A 16,847-nucleotide genomic window follows, 5' to 3' on the forward strand; every position below is an offset into this window, starting at 1 on the left:
TCAAGGGCTCCTTTCTGGGGATTCGTGGCGGAAGGTGATACTGAGGCGGGGGGCGGTGGGGTGGGTGAGTTTGGGGACGGCGTGCTCGAAGCGGTGCTGGCAAGTGCCGCCCATCACTAGTAGGTCGCCAGAGCCGAGGACGAACTTTCGGGACTTGCCGCCGCCGATGGGGCGGAGCAGGAAGGGGCGGGCTGCGCCCAGCGACACCAGGCCGATGACGGGCTGGTGCATGACCCAGCCGATCTTGTCGGCGTGCCAGGCCACGCTGTCGCGTTCGTTGCGGTAGAGGTTGATTCCCACCCGGGTGAACGCTTTCTGGTAGCGGTCGCCCAGCATCGTGGCGATTTCGCTGATCACCGGTATGGCAGAGCCCACTACGGCGGTGGGGAGATGGCCTGACAGCCGGGGGACATCCACCATGTTGTCGTACATGGGCCGTCTTCCGGTGGACAAGGGCACTGTGTTCACCAGAGTGCCCAAGAGGGAGTCGCCGCCCCGGACGAAACCGGTCATCGTGTCAACCCATGCCTCGTCGCCCAGGTCGACCCGGTTAGGGGCCAACTTGAGTGCGATGGGCTCTTGCATACTCCACAGCGCGGGCTGGGCAATGGCATTGCGTCGCTCGGATTGTGGGGCAACAGCTGACATGGGCCGACCACTCTACGGACGACCGGTGACAGTTTGAGCTAGAGGCTTGTGCGTTGGAAGATGCGGGCGAATCGGGCGACTACTTGGTCGATGGGTGGGGCCTCGCCGCTGGCCAGGGGATCGAGGGTGAATTCGACTCTGGCTTCGCCCGGGCTGGTTCGGGACGGTATTGAAACGACCGTGGCTGCCAGTTGGCAGACAACTCCGTTGTGGGCAGTGAAAGTGACCTGCACGATGCCGGCGTCGCGGTCGATATAGCTCACCTCACCCAGTTGGTGCCCTGCCTCGACCAGCCGGGCGAATATCTCGCCCGGCGGGAGCCGTAGTGAATAGCTGCCGTCGGCCTTGTCGGTGGCTGGTTGGTCTGGCTTAGGCGGGGGAGGGGGTGTGGGAGCTTGGGGAGGCTCAACTCCGGCCCGCTGGAGCCAGTGATAGGCCTCGGTGATTCGGGCGGCCACCGCGGTGCTGCCCCCCGCATCGGGATGGGCTTGGCGGATCAGTGCTCGATATGCCCGGTTGACTTCGTCGGCCCGCGCCCCCTTTTCCAGCCCAAGCGTCCTGAGCGCCCGCTCCCGGTTCATGCAAACACCGTAGGGCGTTCGCTGCTCCTCAGTCTTCGGTGAGGAATTCCAGAATGGCTGGGTAGGCGGTGGGGTCTTGCATCATGAAGATGTGGCCGCCGTCGAAGGTGGCCAGGCGGGCGTTGGGGATTCGGTCGCGCAGGAGTTCGCTGTTTCGCATGGGGGCGATGCCGTCGTGGACGCCGGCGCACACCAGGGTGGGCACGTCGATCTCGCTCAGGCGGTCGACCACATCGTGGCCCCGGCGGGCCTCAAGCTGGCCGAGCGCGCCGGGGGTTTCGAGCGGCAGGGCGGGGCCGTCGGGGCGGGCGTTGGCCACGAATATCTCCACGCCGGGGGGCAGCGGGCCGCCTCGCTCATAGCGGGTGTCCATGATCTCTAGCGCCACCTCGCCCCGCTCGTCGGGATCGAGGTCGGCCAGGGTGTGCAGGGGCCATGAGCTGTAATCGGGGCCGCCCGGCGAAGTGCAGTTGAGCACCAGCTTGCTGATCCGCCCCGGATGGAGCACGGCCATGTTCATGCCCACCATCCCGCCGAAGCTGGTGCCCACCACCGGTACCGAATCCCAGCCCAAGAAGTCCAAGAAGGCGACGGCGTCGGCGGCGTAGTCCGCCATGGTCCATGGCAAGGGCGGGGTAGAGGTCTGGCCCAGTCCCCGCTGGTCGTAGTGGGCCACGGTGAAGGCTCCGTTGAGCGGGTTCAGTTCGGGAGCGGTCATGCGCAGGTCGCCCCCGCTGCCGCTGATGTTGAGCAGGGGCGGCCCCGACCCGTGCAGCTCGAAGTAGAGGTCGAGGTCGCGGACTTTGGCTATCGGCATCGAGTCATGTTGCCACTGCTAGCTGGCTGAGCATGGGCCGGAGCGAGGCACCTCAAAGGGGTTCTACCACCCTCGCTCCGGCTCACTTGGGATGGTCGTATGACCGATCTGATTATAAGCAGATCGGGGTCCCGTTCGGCAATGGCTTTAGACGAACGCTGAGGCGAACACCAGGGACACGATGGTCATCACCTTGATGAGGATGTTCATCGACGGCCCGGAGGTGTCCTTGAACGGGTCGCCGACGGTGTCGCCCACCACGGCAGCCTTGTGGGGCTCAGAGCCCTTGCCGCCGTGGGCGCCGGCCTCGATGTACTTCTTGGCGTTGTCCCAGGCACCGCCGGCGTTGGCCATGAAGATGGCCAGGGCGAAGCCGGTCACCAGGGCCCCGGCCAAAAAGCCGCCAAGGGTGTCCACGTCGATGAAACCGAGAATCAGGGGTACGGCCACTGCCAAGGCGCCGGGCAGCAGCATCTCCCGCAGCGAGGCCTTAGTGGAGATGGCCACGCACCGGGACGAGTCGGGGTTGACCCCCTCAGCGCCCTCTCGCAGTCCGGGGATCTCCCGGAACTGGCGGCGGACTTCCTCGATCATCTTGTTGGCTGCTCGGCCCACCGCGTCGATGGTGAGCGCGGCAAACAGGAACGGCAGCATGGCGCCTAGGAACAGACCGATGAACACGTCTACTTCCCCAACGTTCAAGGAAAGCGCGAAGTCGCTGTCCTCCAATCGCAATGCCCATTCGAAGGTCTTGAACAGAGCTAGAGCGGTCAGGGCAGCTGAGCCCACCGCGAACCCCTTGGCGATGGCGGCGGTGGTGTTGCCCAGTGAGTCGAGGGCATCGGTCACCTCTCGTACCTCAGGGTCGAGTTCGGACATCTCGGCAATACCTCCGGCATTGTCGGCGATGGGCCCATAGGCGTCCACCGACACCACCACGCCGGTGGTGGCCAGCATGCCGATGGCGGCTACCGCGATCCCGTAGATGCCATTGGCCGTGTCGTCGCCAAGCAATGTCTGCTGGCCGCCCCAGTAGGCCACTAGGACGCCAGCGCCGATCAGGATCACCGAGGCGGCAACCGACACCATGCCCGCACTGATGCCCGATAGAACCGTCGTAGCCGGGCCGGTCTCGGACTGCTGAGCGATCTTCTTGACAGGGGCGTAGTGGTCGCTGGTCCAGATCTCGGCCACCTTGCCGATGGCCCATCCGACGGCTAGACCGCCGATGACTGAGATGGGCAGTCCCCACCAGTTCTCGAATTCGTCACCAGTGAAGAACCACAATCCGATCAAGATCGTGCCGATCACGGTGAGGCCCATGGCCACGTTGGTTCCCATGTGAAGTTGGCGGGACAGGCTCTTCACGTCGGCTTTGGCGCTGCCCCGCACCGCAAATGAGCCCACGATGGCGGCGAGCATTCCCACAAAGGCCACGGCCAGCGGGAACATGAGCTGGGCCAGGCCGACGCCGCTGGCGCCGATGGCGTCACCAGTGGCCTGAGTCTCCTCGATTACCGCAAATGAGAATGCGGTCAGAGCGATGGGAGCGATGATTGACCCGCTGTAGCTCTCGAACAGGTCGGCGCCCATGCCGGCTACGTCGCCCACGTTGTCGCCCACGTTGTCGGCGATGGTGGCCGGGTTGCGGGGGTCGTCCTCGGGGATGCCGGCCTCCACCTTGCCCACTAGGTCGGCGCCGACATCGGCGGCTTTGGTGTAGATGCCTCCCCCCACGCGGGAGAACAGGGCGATGGAGCTGGCCCCGAGGCCGAAGGCGGTAAAGATCTCGAACGGGTCGTCCACGCTAAGCCACTCCACAAACAGCAGGTAGGTGAAGGCCAGACCCAGAAGGCTTAGCCCAGCTACGGAGAAGCCCATGACCGCGCCGCCCCGGAAAGCCAGCGGCAACGCCTTGGCCGGTCCCTCTGTGGCCGCTTGAGTGGTTCGGGCGTTGGCCATGGTGGCCACTGTCATTCCCACGTACCCAGCCCCCGCCGAGAGCACTGCTCCCAGGATGTAGCTGATGAACGTGAGCTCAACGCCGGTGAGCAGGGGGATGAGGATGGCCATGATGATGACGAAGCCGGCCACCCAGGTGTATTCCTGCTTGAGGAAGGCCCGAGCCCCGGACTGGATCTCGTTCATGAGATGGACCATGCGGTCGTTGCCCGGCGGGGCCGATTTCACCAGCCTGTAGAAGAGAAAGGCGAGTGCGAGCGCAAGAATCGCGCTCAGTCCGGCAAGATACGGTACGGCGTCCACGTTGACCCCCTGTTTGAGAGAACTAGGCGAAGTTAGCCAGCGAGAATATGACCTGCCAAGGTTGCCATTTGGGATAACCAATTTCGGGTCATTAGCGATAATCTGGAACCGTGGTCAGCCTCAGCCGGTTGCGGACCGAAGCCCGGGAGGCCCGGCGCTCGTTTTCTGACCCCGAGGGTGCGGCGCGAGCAGTGTGCAACGCGGTTACCTCCCTTGGCTGGCTGGACGGTGTGGGTCGGGTGTCAGCCACGGTGGCCGACGACGGCGAGATCGATCCGGCCCCACTGGTGACCGCTTGCCGTCTGCGGGACATCGAGGTGTATTTCCCGGTGATGCGCGATCCCGCTCCCATCCAGTTCGCCCCCGCCGGGCCGGACACTACGTTCGTGCTCAACCGGTTTGGGATTCCCGAGCCCGATGTCAACGTCCAACTCTTGGTGTCGGCCCGGGAGCTTGATGTGGTGTTCGCCCCTGTGGTGGTGTTCGACGCCGCTGGTCATAGGGCAGGTCGGGGCCAGGGCTATTACGACCGGGCGCTGTCCTTTTTGCTTAACGGGCCCCGTCCAGCCAAGCCGCTGGTAGTGGGGCTGGCCTATGAGTGCCAGCTGGTAGATGGCGTGCCGTCGCACCCCGGCGATGTGACCATGGATGCGGTGGTCACCGAAGAGCGGGTGCGGGTGTTCAGCAAAGCGTTGTCGCGCCGGGCCCGCCGGTGATCGGCGTGGGAGCCCAGAACCGGGGGAGTGCTCGCACCCTCGTGGATTTTCAGTAAGGATGTAGCAGTGCGCATCGTGGTCGTGGGCGCTGGCGAGGTGGGTTCCCACGTCGCTCAGATTTTGAGCGAAGAGGGCAACACCGTGTCGGTCGTGGAGGTGAACGCCAAGAAGCTGCACAGCCTGGCTGAAGACCTGGACGTGTTGGCGGTGGAGGGGAGCGGCACCCATCCTCACGTTCTCGTCGAGGCGGGCATCAACAAGGCCGACCTGCTGGTGGCGGTCACCGCCCATGACGAGGTGAACCTGGTGGCTTGCTTGCTGGCCAAGCAGCACGGGGTGGAACGCACCATCGCCCGTATCCAGGACCGCAACCTGCGAGAGAAGGACGCCCGGGAGTTGCGGGAGGCGATGCAGGCCGACACCATCATCGACCCCGACGAGGAGACCGCCCACGAGATCATGGACCTCCTGTCATATCCGGGGGCCACCGACGTTGCGGTGATGGCCGATGGAGAGGTGGTGGTGGTGGGGGCGAAGCTCACCGCTGACGCACCTTGGGCCAATCGGCGGTTGGCCGACATCGCCGAAGAGTATGAGCCCGACTGGGACTTTCTGGTGGCCGTGCTCACCCGTGCGGGCAAGACCCAGATTCCCCGGGCCGATACCACACTTGAGCCCGACGATCTTCTGCGGGTGGTGTGCAAGCGGCGGGCCCGATCGACGCTGCTGCCGCTCTTGGGCCTGGCACCGGGCACCCATCGCCGGGTGATGCTGCTCGGCGGGGGCCGGACGGCTGAGATCTTGGCCCGGCGACTGAGTGAGCGCCATGCCGAGGTAGTGCTCATCGAGCGGAATCTGGAGCGGGCCCAGACGCTGAGTGAGGAACTGGATGCCGTGCTGGTGATCCACGGCGATATCACCGACGCCGAGTTGCTGGAATCCGAGGATGTGGGCAAGTTCGACGCAGTGATCGCTCTCACCGGCAAGGACGACGCCAACATTCTGGCCTGCCTGTACGCCGAGTCGATGGGGGCGAGCGCGAGCATCGCTGTGCTGCACAACCTGGCGCTGCGCACGCTGCTGCGAGATGTGGGGATCGACGTGGCATTGTCGCCCCGCACGGCCAGCGCAAACGGAGTGCTCCGCTATGTGCGGGGCGAGGTGGCCCAAGTGGCCACCTACTTGTCGGGCGACTTCGAGGTCATCGAGGTTGAGATCAAGGCGGGGTCGAAGGCCGATGGGACCGTGGTGAGAGAGCTGGGCCTGCCCAAAGATGTGCTCATCGGCGCCTATGTGCGAGACGGCAAGCCGCAGATCGGCCGGGGTCGCAGCCAGCTCCGCAGCCGCGATCACATCGTGGTTTTCGCCCGGCCTGACACGGTTGACGAAGTGAAGCGCTTCTTCGGGTGAGTCGCCGATGAGCGACCCGTCTCGGGTTCGCTTCCCCTGGCACCGCTCCGCGGTCAGGGTGCTGACCACCGTCGTGGTCACGGCCTCCTCCCTTGTGGTGATTTCCACCGTGGTGTACCTGGCCTCGGGAGAGATAAGTGGAGTGGACGACGCCATCTTCGAGTCGGTGGCTGGCTTTACCACTACCTCTCTCACTGTGGTGGACCCCGAGGCCTTGCCCACCTGGCTGCTCACATGGCGGGCTTTGACCCAGTGGCTGGGCGGCTTGGGCGGCCTGGTGCTCGCCTTGGTGGTGGTGCCGGCCTTCGGAGGACAGCGGCGGCTGAGCGAGGTGGCCGAGGGCCGGGGGCGACGGGCAGTGCTGGCGAGGACGTGGTCGCACAACACCCAACGAGTGGTCTTGACCTATATGGGCCTCACGATCCTGGTGTTTGCGGCCTACTACGCGGCGGGTATGGACGTGTTCGACGCCGCCACCTTCGGGCTCACCACCGCATCCACCGGAGGATTCGCCAACTACCGAGACTCATTCGCCCACTTCGACTCAGCAGCAATCGAGTGGGTGGGCGCCGGGGCCATGGCCCTTGCCGGCGTGTCGGTGGCAGCGTTGGTATGGATGGTGCGGGGGAAAGTGCAGGCCTTGTGGCGTTCGACCGAGCTCAAGCTCTACACCTGCCTGATTATTGGGTCGACGGTGTTGGTGGCGGCATGGACGTGGACCGATACAGGAGGGGGCGAGGACACCATCCGGGAGTCGTTTTTCGTCGTTGCCTCGTCGATCAGTACCACTGGTTTCCGGGTCGCAGATTGGGGACATTGGGTGGCCGCGCCCCAAATTCTGCTGCTCTTGCTTATCGGGGTGGGTTCGATGGCGGGTTCGGCCGGAGGTGGTTTCCGGGTGCTCCGGGTAGTCGAGATCCTGGGCATCGTGCGGCGGGAACTGGTTTTGCAACTTCATCCCCGGGCATTGGTGCCGGTGAAGGTGTCGGGAGCGGTGGCTTCAGAGGCGTCGCTCACCCGGGTCCACAACTTCCAGATTCTGTGGGTGCTGGCCGCGGCCTCGGGGGTGTTCGGCATCGCCTCGCTGGGGGGAGACCTGCCGACCGCGGTGTCGGGGTCGATCTCCGCACTGGCTACCGCCGGACCTGGTTTGGGCGATCTCTCGGGTTTCGCCGATGCCACGGTGCTGGCGGCCCCGGCTCGAGGGGTGTTGATTGCCCTGATGTTCTTGGGCCGGCTGTCGATCTACCCGGTTGTGGTGGTGATCGGCTGGGGTATAGGCGAGATCCAGCGGATGAGGCTGAGACGATGAGGATGGGACGATGAGGCTGGGGCCATGACGGCGATAGTGACTGCTGCCCGTCGGGGAAAGGCAGCGGTGAAATGGGCTGTGTCCCAACTACTGGTGGACCGCCCCTGGAATGTGACCAGCAGAGTGGGGTTCGTGGTGGGGCTAGGGCTGCTGTTCATGGTGCCGGGAATGCTGTTGGCCACCCTGGTGGAGTGGGGTTCGTCAGTATCGGACGATGAGATTGCCCTGGGAATGGGGGCGCTGGTCACGCTTGTTGGAGGGGGGCTGTTGGTGGCCTTCACTCGGCTCGACGAGGACATGCCCCCGGCATCGGTCTTCGCGGCGGTGGCATGGACGTGGATCGGCTTGTCGCTATTCGCCGCGCTGCCGCTGTGGTTTTCCGGCGCGCTGGGGAGCTTCGACACTGCCCTGTTCGAGGCGGTGTCGGGCGTTACCGCCACCGGCTCCACCGTGCTCAGCCCCATAGAGGGGACGGGCCGAGGCGTGCTCATGTGGCGCCAGATCATGCAGTGGTACGGCGGCATGGGCATGGTGGTGCTGGCGGTGACCATTCTGCCGTTCCTAGGGGTTGGAGGGCTGAGCCTCATCACTGCGGAGGCTCCCGGTCCCACGTCCGACCGGCTGGCGCCTCGGGTGAGTTCCACCGCTCGGAGGTTGTGGGCACTATACGGCGGCATCACCCTCGCAATAGCGGCCGCCCTGATGATCGCCGGATTGAGCCTCTACGACGCAGTGGCCCATGCCTTCACCAGCGCAGGCACCGGGGGCTTCTCGCCTTATGACGACTCCATCGGCCACTTCGACAGCATTGCGGTGGAAGCGGTGATGATTGTTGGGATGCTGGTGGGAGGTGTGAGCTTCACCCTCCACTGGCGGGCGGTGTCGGGCAACCCGGGGGTTTACGGACGGTCTTCTGAATTTCGCACCTATCTCCTTGTGATATTCGCGGTCGCGTTGTTCGCGTCCCTGCTGAACTGGCTGAACGACCTGTCTGATCTGGCCAACAGTCTCCGCAACGGGATCTTCGGCGCGGTGACCTTGGGCACCAGCGGCGGTTTCGGCAACGCCTCCAGTGCCAATCCGGCCGGCAATTTCGCGGCATGGACGCCGGGGGCACAGGCATTGCTGCTGCCCCTCATGGTGATGGGGGGCATGACCGGGAGCACCGCCGGGGGGTTGAAAGTGTTGCGGGCCCAAGTGATGGCGAAATACATGCGGGTCGGGCTGCTGCGAGTGAAGCATCCCAGGGTGGTGGCACGGGTGAAGCTCGGCCAAATGGTGGTGTCGGAGCCGATACTCCAGCGGGTGGCGGGGCTGGTGGCCCTCTACGCGCTGTCGGCGCTTGTGGCCACCTTGGTGCTGGCCGCGTTGGGGCAAGACCTGATCACCTCCTCGTCTGCGGCCATAAGCGCGTTGAGCAATATGGGACCGGCCTTGGGCGACGCCGGACCCACCTCCAACTACTTGGTGTTCTCCCGCCCGGCCCGGGCGGTGCTGATGTCGATGATGCTCATCGGCCGACTTGAGTTCTTCGCCATCTTCTTGGTGTTGGTGTCGGCCTACGAGCGGAGTCGTCGGCTGGCCCGAGTCAACCTGCGACGCTGAGGAACGCGCTGAGGGCGAGCGCGAAGTCGAGGGGGTCTTGGGCACCGCACATCTCGCGGGCGGAGTGCATGGAGAGCTGGGCGACTCCGGCATCCACGGTGGTCACCCCAGTCGTGGCCGCCGCGAACGGCCCGATTGTCGAGCCGCAGGGCATGTCGTTGCGGTGGGCGTAGATCTGGTGTCCTACCCCGGCCTTCTCGCAGGCGGCGGCAAACGCGGCCTCGCCCACCGCGTCGGTGGCATAGCGCAGATTGGCGTTGCGCTTGATCACCGGGCCGTCGCCGATGGCGATGTGGTGGTCGGGCTCGTGGCGCTCGGGATAGTTGGGATGGGTGGCATGAGCGCCGTCGGCCGATAGGCACAACGATCGGGCGAGGGCGGGATGCAGCGAGTCACGGCTGCCGGCGATCCGCTCCAACACGGTGGGCAGTAGCGGTGATGTAGCGCCCTGGGCCGACACGCTGCCCACCTCCTCATGGTCGAACAGGCACAGCACCGTACTGGGGACCGCTTCGGCGGGGGCGTCGAGCAGGGCCTGGAGCCCGGCCCAGCACGACACCTGGTTGTCGATCCGAGGGGCGAAGATGAATTCCCCGTCGATGCCCGCGACGGTCGAGGGAGTGAGATCGTGGAGCATGGCATCCCAGGCCAGCACCTCGTCGGCGGCCAAACCAGCGGCCTCGGCGACCACGTTGGCGAACTCGCCGGGCGACCGCAGCCCCAGCCCCCATACCGGGGCCAGGTGGGTCTGGGGGTTGAGCAGCAGGCCCTTCTGGTTGACCTCTCGGTCCAAGTGAATGGCCAGCTGCGGCACCCGCAGCACGGGCTGGTCGATGCGGAACAGCCGGGTGCCCGACGGGGTGGCCAGCCGGCCAGCCACCCCGAGGTCGCGGTCGAGCCAGCTGTTGATCAGTGCTCCGCCGTATACCTCCACTCCGAGTTGGCGGTAACCAGCCTGGCCGGTGTCGGGCTGGGGGGTGATGCGCAGGTTGGGGCTGTCGGTGTGAGCGCCGATGATGCGGAAACCCGCCTCGCAGGTGTGGTGACGCCAAGCCACCAGGCTGCCGTCCCGGCATACGAAGCGGCTCCCGGAGGCGTCGGGCCAGTCGGCGGCCTCGTCCATCGGGGCGAATCCGGCCGCCTGCAATACCGCGGCGGCCCGCTCCACCACGTGGAACGGCGTCGGACAGGCGTCAATGAAAGCGAGAAGCCCCGCTACGCCGTCATCTTGGCCGTCTACAGCCACTCCAGCCCCATCTGCCACAGGCGCATCCACCCCTCAATCATGCCCGTCCGCCCCCTACGGCGCGAAACGGACTTGGAAGGCAGCAGAGTTTCAACGGTAAAATTGCAGCCCTGCCGCTGGCCAATGTCGTCTCGGCGCGCACCGCAAACACGCTGGAAAGGACGCAATGAGGAACTGGCCGCAGCTTCCCGGTCTGCCACACCCCCAGGGCCTTTACGACCCCCGAAACGAGCACGATGGCTGCGGGGTCGGCTTTCTGGTGGACCTGAAGGGCCGGCCCCGGCACGAGATCGTGTCGGTGGGCTACGGCGCCTTGTGCAATCTCCAGCACCGGGGGGCGCTGGGTGCGGAGGTGAACACCGGCGACGGCGCAGGATTGCTGATCCAGGTGCCCGACGACTTCTACCGCCAGGTGTGCGACTTCGATCTACCGGCGGCGGGGCATTACGCCACCGGCCTCGGCTTTCTGCCCGACACTCCTGAGGCAGCGGCCCACGCCCGGGAGGCCATGGATGCAATCGCGACCTCAGAGGGGCTGACCTCTCTGGGCTGGCGGGAGGTGCCTACCTGTCCCGAGGAGTTGGGGGCGCAGGCGCTAGCCACCATGCCCTCGTTCTGGCAGCCGTTTTACTCAGGCGACGGGCTCGATGCCGACGCGCTTTTGCGGCGGGCCTACATCGTGCGCACCCGCATTCGCAACGAGGTTGCCTATGAGACCGACGACCAGGCCGATACCGGGGCACTGGGGTCGAAGACCCGAAAGCTGACCTATGGCTACTTTGCCAGCCTCTCCAACCGGACCATCGTCTACAAGGGCATGCTCACCACGCCGCAGCTCGGCGAGTTCTATCCCGATTTGAGCGATTCCCGGGTGACCAGCGCCTTGGCCATGATCCACTCCCGGTTCTCTACCAACACTTTCCCGTCCTGGCCGTTGGCCCATCCCTACCGCTTCATTTCCCACAATGGCGAGATCAACACGGTGCAGGGCAACCGCAACTGGATGCGAACCCGAGAGGCGCTGCTGAACTCGTCCCATCTCCCCGGCGACCTCGAGCGGCTGTTCCCAGTATGCGCCGAGGGGGTGAGCGACACCGCCAGCTTCGACCAAGTGCTGGAGCTGCTGTATATGGGCGGCTACTCGCTGCCCCAGGCGGTGCTCATGATGATTCCCGAGCCGTGGGAGAACCATGAGTCGATGGCGCCAGAGCTTCGGGCCTTCTACCGCTATTACGCCTCGCTGATGGAGCCGTGGGACGGTCCCGCCGACATCGTGTTCAGCGACGGCACCCTGATCGGCGCGGTGCTCGACCGCAACGGTCTGCGTCCGTCCCGCTATTGGGTGACCGACGACGACCTGGTGATCATGGCGTCTGAGGTCGGGGTGATGGACGTGGACCCGGCGGCCATCGTGGAGAAGGGCCGCTTGCAGCCCGGCCGCATGTTCTTGATCGACACCTCTGAGGGCCGCATCGTGCGGGATACCGAGATCAAAGAGCGGCTGGCCTCGGCCCACCCTTATGGGCAGTGGCTGGCCGAAAACCAGGTGGACCTCGACGACTTGGCCGAACGGCCACTGCCCGAGGCCGACGACACTCCTCTGCTAGTTCGCCAGCAGATGTTCGGCTACACCCACGAAGAGCTCAAGATCCTGCTAGCCCCCATGGCCCGCGACGGCAAAGAGGCGCTGGGGTCGATGGGCACTGATACCCCGGTGGCTGTTCTCTCCAACCGATCTCGTTTGCTGTACGACTACTTCCAGCAGTTGTTCGCCCAGGTGACCAACCCACCGCTGGACGCCATCCGGGAGGAGATCATCACCGCCACCTGTGGATGGCTCGGCCCCGAGGGGAACCTGCTCGATCCCCAGCCCGAGTCATGCCGCCAGATCTTCACCCCCCACCCGGTAATCACCGACCAGCAGTTGGCCAACCTGGTGGAGGTGGACGGGGCCGGAGGCCACAGCCATTGGTCCACTGAGGTCGTTCCCTGCCTGTATGCGGTGGACGACGGTGGGCCGGGGCTGAGGATCGCCATCCAGCGCATCCGAGAGCAGGTGAGCCGGGCCATCGAAGCGGGCAAGAACATCATCGTGCTGTCGGATCGGGGGGCCGGCCCCGATTCGGCCCCGATCCCCTCATTGCTGGCCACCGCGGCGGTACACCACCACCTCATTCGAGAGAAGACCCGGACCCGGGTGGGTTTGGTGGTGGAAACCGGCGACGCCCGCGAGGTACACCACATCTGCTTGCTGCTGGCGTACGGGGCTACCGCGGTCAACCCCTATCTGGCATTCGAGACCATCGACCAGATGATCGACGAGGGTCTGTGCGGCTTCTTGCCCGATGACGACAAGGCGCTGGCCCATCGCAACTACATCAAGGCATGTGACAAGGGTGTGCTGAAGGTTATGTCCAAGATGGGCATCTCCACGGTGAAGTCGTATGTGGGGGCCCAGATCTTCGAGGCCATCGGCCTGGGGCACCCCATCATCCAGGAGTGCTTCACTGGCACGGTCAGCCGCCTGGGCGGCATCGGCTTCCCCCAGCTTGCCGAGGAGGTGCGGCTTCGCCACCGCATCGCCTACCCGGAGAACCCCGATGAACGGGCCCACCGCACCCTGGAAGGAGGAGGGGAGTACCAGTGGCGCCGGGAGGGCGAGTACCACCTGTTCAACCCCGAGACGGTGTTCAAGCTCCAGCACGCCACCCGAGAAGGCCGCTACGACATCTTCAAGCAGTACACCGAGAAAGTAGACACCCAGTCGGAGCGCCTGGCCACCCTGCGGGGGCTGTTCCGATTCCGAACCGGGCGGCGAGAGCCGATTCCCATCGAGGAAGTGGAACCAGTCTCCAGCATCGTCACCCGGTTCTCCACCGGGGCCATGTCATACGGGTCGATCTCCGCTGAGGCCCACGAGACCCTGGCCATCGCCATGAACCGCATCGGCGGTAAGTCGAACACCGGTGAGGGGGGCGAGGATCCCGCCCGCTATGTGCCCGACCCCAACGGTGATCTGCGCCGCTCAGCCATCAAGCAGGCCGCGTCGGGGCGGTTCGGGGTAACCAGTGAATACCTGGTCAACAGCGATGACATCCAGATCAAGATGGCCCAGGGGGCCAAGCCGGGCGAGGGCGGCCAGCTTCCCGGCCACAAGGTGTGGCCGTGGATCGCCGAGGTCCGCTACTCCACCCCCGGCGTGGGGCTGATCTCGCCGCCCCCGCATCACGACATCTACTCGATCGAGGATCTAGCCCAACTCATCCACGATCTGAAGAACGCCAACCCTGAAGCCCGCATCCACGTGAAGCTGGTGTCGGAACTGGGAGTGGGCACGGTGGCCGCCGGGGTGTCAAAGGCCCATGCCGACGTGGTGCTCATCTCGGGTCACGATGGCGGCACCGGGGCCTCGCCGTTGACCTCCATCAAGCACGCCGGCACCCCGTGGGAGTTGGGCCTGGCCGAGACCCAGCAGACGCTGCTGCTGAACCGGCTGCGGGATCGGATCGTGGTGCAGACCGATGGCCAGCTGAAAACCGGCCGGGATGTGATGATCGCCGCGCTGCTGGGGGCCGAGGAGTTCGGGTTCGCCACTGCGCCTTTGGTGGTTGCGGGGTGTGTGATGATGCGGGTCTGCCATCTGGACACCTGCCCGGTGGGGGTGGCCACCCAGGATCCCGAACTGCGCAAGAAGTTCACCGGCGAGCCCGAATTCGTCATCAACTTCATGGAGTACATCGCAGAGGAGGTGCGCGAGCTGTTGGCCATGCTGGGGTTCCGCACGCTGGCCGAGGCCATCGGTCACGTGGAGTGCCTGGACGTGAGCGACGCGGTGGACCACTGGAAGGCGTCGGGACTGGACCTGTCGCCCATCCTGTATGCCCCTGATATCGATCCTGAGGCCGACCGGCACTGCACGCAACCCCAGGACCACGGGCTCGATCGCGCCCTCGACCAGCAGCTCATCTTGATGGCTGAGTCCGCTTTGGAAGACGGCCTCCCGGTGGAGATTGACCTCCCCATCGGCAACGTGAACCGAACAGTGGGCACGATGCTCGGCCATCAAGTGACGTCCAAATGGGGGGCCGACGGCCTGCCCGACGACACCATCCGCATCAACTTCTCCGGGTCGGCCGGCAACAGCTTTGGGGCGTTTCTACCCCGGGGCATCACCATGAAGCTGACCGGCGACGCCAATGACTACGTGGGGAAGGGCTTGTCGGGCGGGCGAATCATTGTGACCACCTACCCGCAGGCCCGCTTTGTGGCCGAGGAGAATGTGATTGCGGGCAACGTGATCGGCTATGGGGCCACCAGCGGCGAACTCTTCCTGCGGGGGCTGGTGGGGGAGCGGTTCTGCGTCCGCAACTCCGGTGCCGTCGCGGTGGTGGAGGGGGTGGGGGACCACGGCTGCGAGTACATGACCGGCGGCCGGGCCGTGGTGCTCGGTCCCACTGGACGGAACTTCGGCGCTGGCATGTCGGGCGGCATCGCCTATGTGCACGACCCCGAAGGAGTGTTTCCCGCCAAGGTAAACCCGGAGATGGTGGACTTGGAGGCGCCCGACGACGACGACCGGGAGTGGCTGCGGGACCGCATCAGCCAGCACATGGTGAACACGGACTCGGCCGTGGCCGAGCGGATATTGGCCAACTGGGCCACCGAGGCTGACCGCTTCGTGAAGGTGATGCCCAAGGACTACAAGCGGGTGCTCGCCGCGCTGGCCGAGGCCGAGCGCACCGGCACCGATGCCGAAGCAGCCATCATGGCGGCCGCCCATGGGTGACATTCGCGGGTTCATCAAGCACGGTCGGGAGCTGCCGGTTCGCCGAGCGGTGCCGGTGCGGGTCAAGGACTGGAACGAGGTCTACCGGGATTTCGACGAAGAGTCGGTGCGCACCCAGGCGTCGCGCTGTATGGACTGCGGGATTCCGTTCTGCAACAACGGCTGTCCTCTGGGCAATCTGATCCCCGACTGGAACGACCTGGTGTACCGGGACAACTGGCGGGAGGCCATCGAACGGCTGCACGCCACAAACAATTTTCCCGAGTTCACCGGACGGCTGTGCCCGGCGCCGTGTGAGGCGGCCTGCGTGCTGGGCATCAACGAAGACCCGGTGACCATCAAGCAGGTCGAGGTGGAGATCGTCGACCGGGCTTGGGAGGAGGGGTGGATCACCCCGGTGGTGTGCGATGACCGAACCGGTCGTTCGGTGGCCGTAGTGGGATCGGGACCGGCCGGTCTGGCCGCTGCCCAGCAGCTCACCCGGGCGGGCCACGATGTGGTGGTGTTCGAGCGGGCCGACCGCATAGGCGGGCTATTGCGCTATGGCATCCCTGAATTCAAGATGGAGAAGCGCCATCTCGACCTCCGGCTGGCCCAGATGGAGGCCGAGGGAACGGTATTCAAGACAGAGGTGAACGTCGGGGTCGACATCAGCGCGGCCGAGCTGACCGAGCAATACGACGCGGTGGTATTGGCCGGTGGGGCCACCCAGTGGCGCGAACTGCCCATTCCGGGCCGGGAGCTCGAGGGCATCTACCAGGCCATGGAGTACTTGCCGCCAGCCAACCGGGTGCAGCAGGGCGATCTGGATGAGCACCCGTTCTCAGCCGAAGGCAAGCATGTGATCATCATCGGCGGGGGCGACACCGGCGCCGACTGCCTGGGGACTGCCCATCGCCACGGGGCGGCTTCCATCCACCAGTTCGAGATCTTGCCCCGGCCACCCGACGAGCGGGATGACTCCACCCCGTGGCCGACCTGGCCGCTCATGTACCGGTCGTCGTCGGCTCACGAGGAGGGCGGCACCCAGATCTACGCCATCAACACCGTGGAGTTCACCGGGTCGGGCGGCAAAGTGGAGGCGCTGCACACGGTGGATGTAGAGCAGTCGTTCGAGGGCGGGCGAATGACCTTCAACCCGATTGAGGGAACCGAGCGGGAGTTCGCAGCTGACCTGGTACTGCTGGCCTTGGGCTTTGTCGGTCCAGAGACCGACGGCCTGCTCGACGAGTTGGGTGTGGATCTCACCGACCGGGGCAACGTGGCCCGCGACGACAACTGGATGAGCACCGTGCCCGGCGTGTTCGTGGCCGGTGACATCGGTCGAGGCCAGAGCCTCATCGTGTGGGCCATCGCCGAAGGCCGAGCCTGCGCCGCCGCGGTCGACGAATACCTCACCGGCGACACCCTCCTGCCCACCCCCCTGGCTCCGACTGCCCAGCAGCTCCGCTAGCTGTTGTC

At 65.5% G+C, this 16,847-nt stretch carries 11 protein-coding genes; 6 read left to right on the forward strand and 5 right to left on the reverse strand.

Features of this window, described 5'->3' with window-relative positions:
• The 4 genes from ACOGI7_RS06020 to ACOGI7_RS06035 form a co-directional block, all read right to left on the reverse strand.
• Window positions 1–648: an alpha-ketoglutarate-dependent dioxygenase AlkB gene (locus ACOGI7_RS06020; protein WP_419851008.1), complete on the reverse strand. Its 648-nt coding sequence runs from the start codon at window positions 646–648 to the stop codon at window positions 1–3.
• Between the two features lie 38 nt (window positions 649–686).
• Window positions 687–1,229 (reverse strand): DnaJ domain-containing protein, encoded by a 543-nt coding sequence (locus tag ACOGI7_RS06025; protein ID WP_419851009.1) that lies wholly within the window; start codon window positions 1,227–1,229, stop codon window positions 687–689.
• Window positions 1,230–1,257: 28 nt separating this feature from the next.
• A complete protein-coding gene (locus ACOGI7_RS06030; RefSeq protein WP_419851010.1) occupies window positions 1,258–2,046 on the reverse strand; it encodes an alpha/beta fold hydrolase in 789 nt (262 codons plus the stop codon).
• A 147-nt stretch (window positions 2,047–2,193) separates the two neighbouring features.
• Entirely contained in the window at window positions 2,194–4,311 is a 2,118-nt protein-coding gene (locus ACOGI7_RS06035) for a sodium-translocating pyrophosphatase (RefSeq protein WP_419851011.1), read from the reverse strand.
• A 110-nt stretch (window positions 4,312–4,421) separates the two neighbouring features.
• Here ACOGI7_RS06035 and ACOGI7_RS06040 point away from each other — a divergent pair, with 110 nt between their 5' ends.
• The 4 genes from ACOGI7_RS06040 (at window position 4,422) to ACOGI7_RS06055 (ending at window position 9,354) form a co-directional block, all read left to right on the forward strand.
• The gene (locus tag ACOGI7_RS06040; RefSeq protein ID WP_419851012.1) at window positions 4,422–5,027 is read left to right on the forward strand and encodes a 5-formyltetrahydrofolate cyclo-ligase; all 606 of its coding nucleotides are present in this window, start codon (window positions 4,422–4,424) and stop codon (window positions 5,025–5,027) included.
• 66 nt (window positions 5,028–5,093) lie between these two features.
• The gene (gene trkA / locus ACOGI7_RS06045) at window positions 5,094–6,437 is read left to right on the forward strand and encodes a Trk system potassium transporter TrkA (RefSeq protein WP_419851013.1); all 1,344 of its coding nucleotides are present in this window, start codon (window positions 5,094–5,096) and stop codon (window positions 6,435–6,437) included.
• A 7-nt stretch (window positions 6,438–6,444) separates the two neighbouring features.
• A complete protein-coding gene (locus tag ACOGI7_RS06050; RefSeq protein WP_419851014.1) occupies window positions 6,445–7,749 on the forward strand; it encodes a TrkH family potassium uptake protein in 1,305 nt (434 codons plus the stop codon).
• A gap of 24 nt (window positions 7,750–7,773) precedes the next feature.
• Complete coding sequence (locus ACOGI7_RS06055) at window positions 7,774–9,354, forward strand: TrkH family potassium uptake protein (protein ID WP_419851015.1); 1,581 nt, start codon at window positions 7,774–7,776, stop codon at window positions 9,352–9,354.
• On the opposite strand, the gene ACOGI7_RS06060 is transcribed toward ACOGI7_RS06055, so the two are convergent.
• Window positions 9,338–10,618: a M18 family aminopeptidase gene (locus ACOGI7_RS06060; protein ID WP_419851016.1), complete on the reverse strand. Its 1,281-nt coding sequence runs from the start codon at window positions 10,616–10,618 to the stop codon at window positions 9,338–9,340. The genes ACOGI7_RS06055 and ACOGI7_RS06060 overlap by 17 nt on opposite strands.
• Window positions 10,619–10,793: 175 nt before the next feature.
• Between ACOGI7_RS06060 and gltB the strand changes: the two genes are divergently transcribed.
• Window positions 10,794–15,386, forward strand: a complete 4,593-nt coding sequence (gltB, locus tag ACOGI7_RS06065) for a glutamate synthase large subunit (protein WP_419851471.1) — start codon at window positions 10,794–10,796, stop codon at window positions 15,384–15,386.
• Window positions 15,379–16,839, forward strand: a complete 1,461-nt coding sequence (locus tag ACOGI7_RS06070; protein WP_419851017.1) for a glutamate synthase subunit beta — start codon at window positions 15,379–15,381, stop codon at window positions 16,837–16,839. Before gltB ends, ACOGI7_RS06070 begins: the two co-directional genes overlap by 8 nt.
• The last annotated feature ends 8 nt before the right edge of the window (window positions 16,840–16,847 follow it).

Source organism: Candidatus Poriferisocius sp., from assembly GCF_965204145.1.
Taxonomy (GTDB): Bacteria; Actinomycetota; Acidimicrobiia; order Acidimicrobiales; family Bin134; genus Poriferisocius.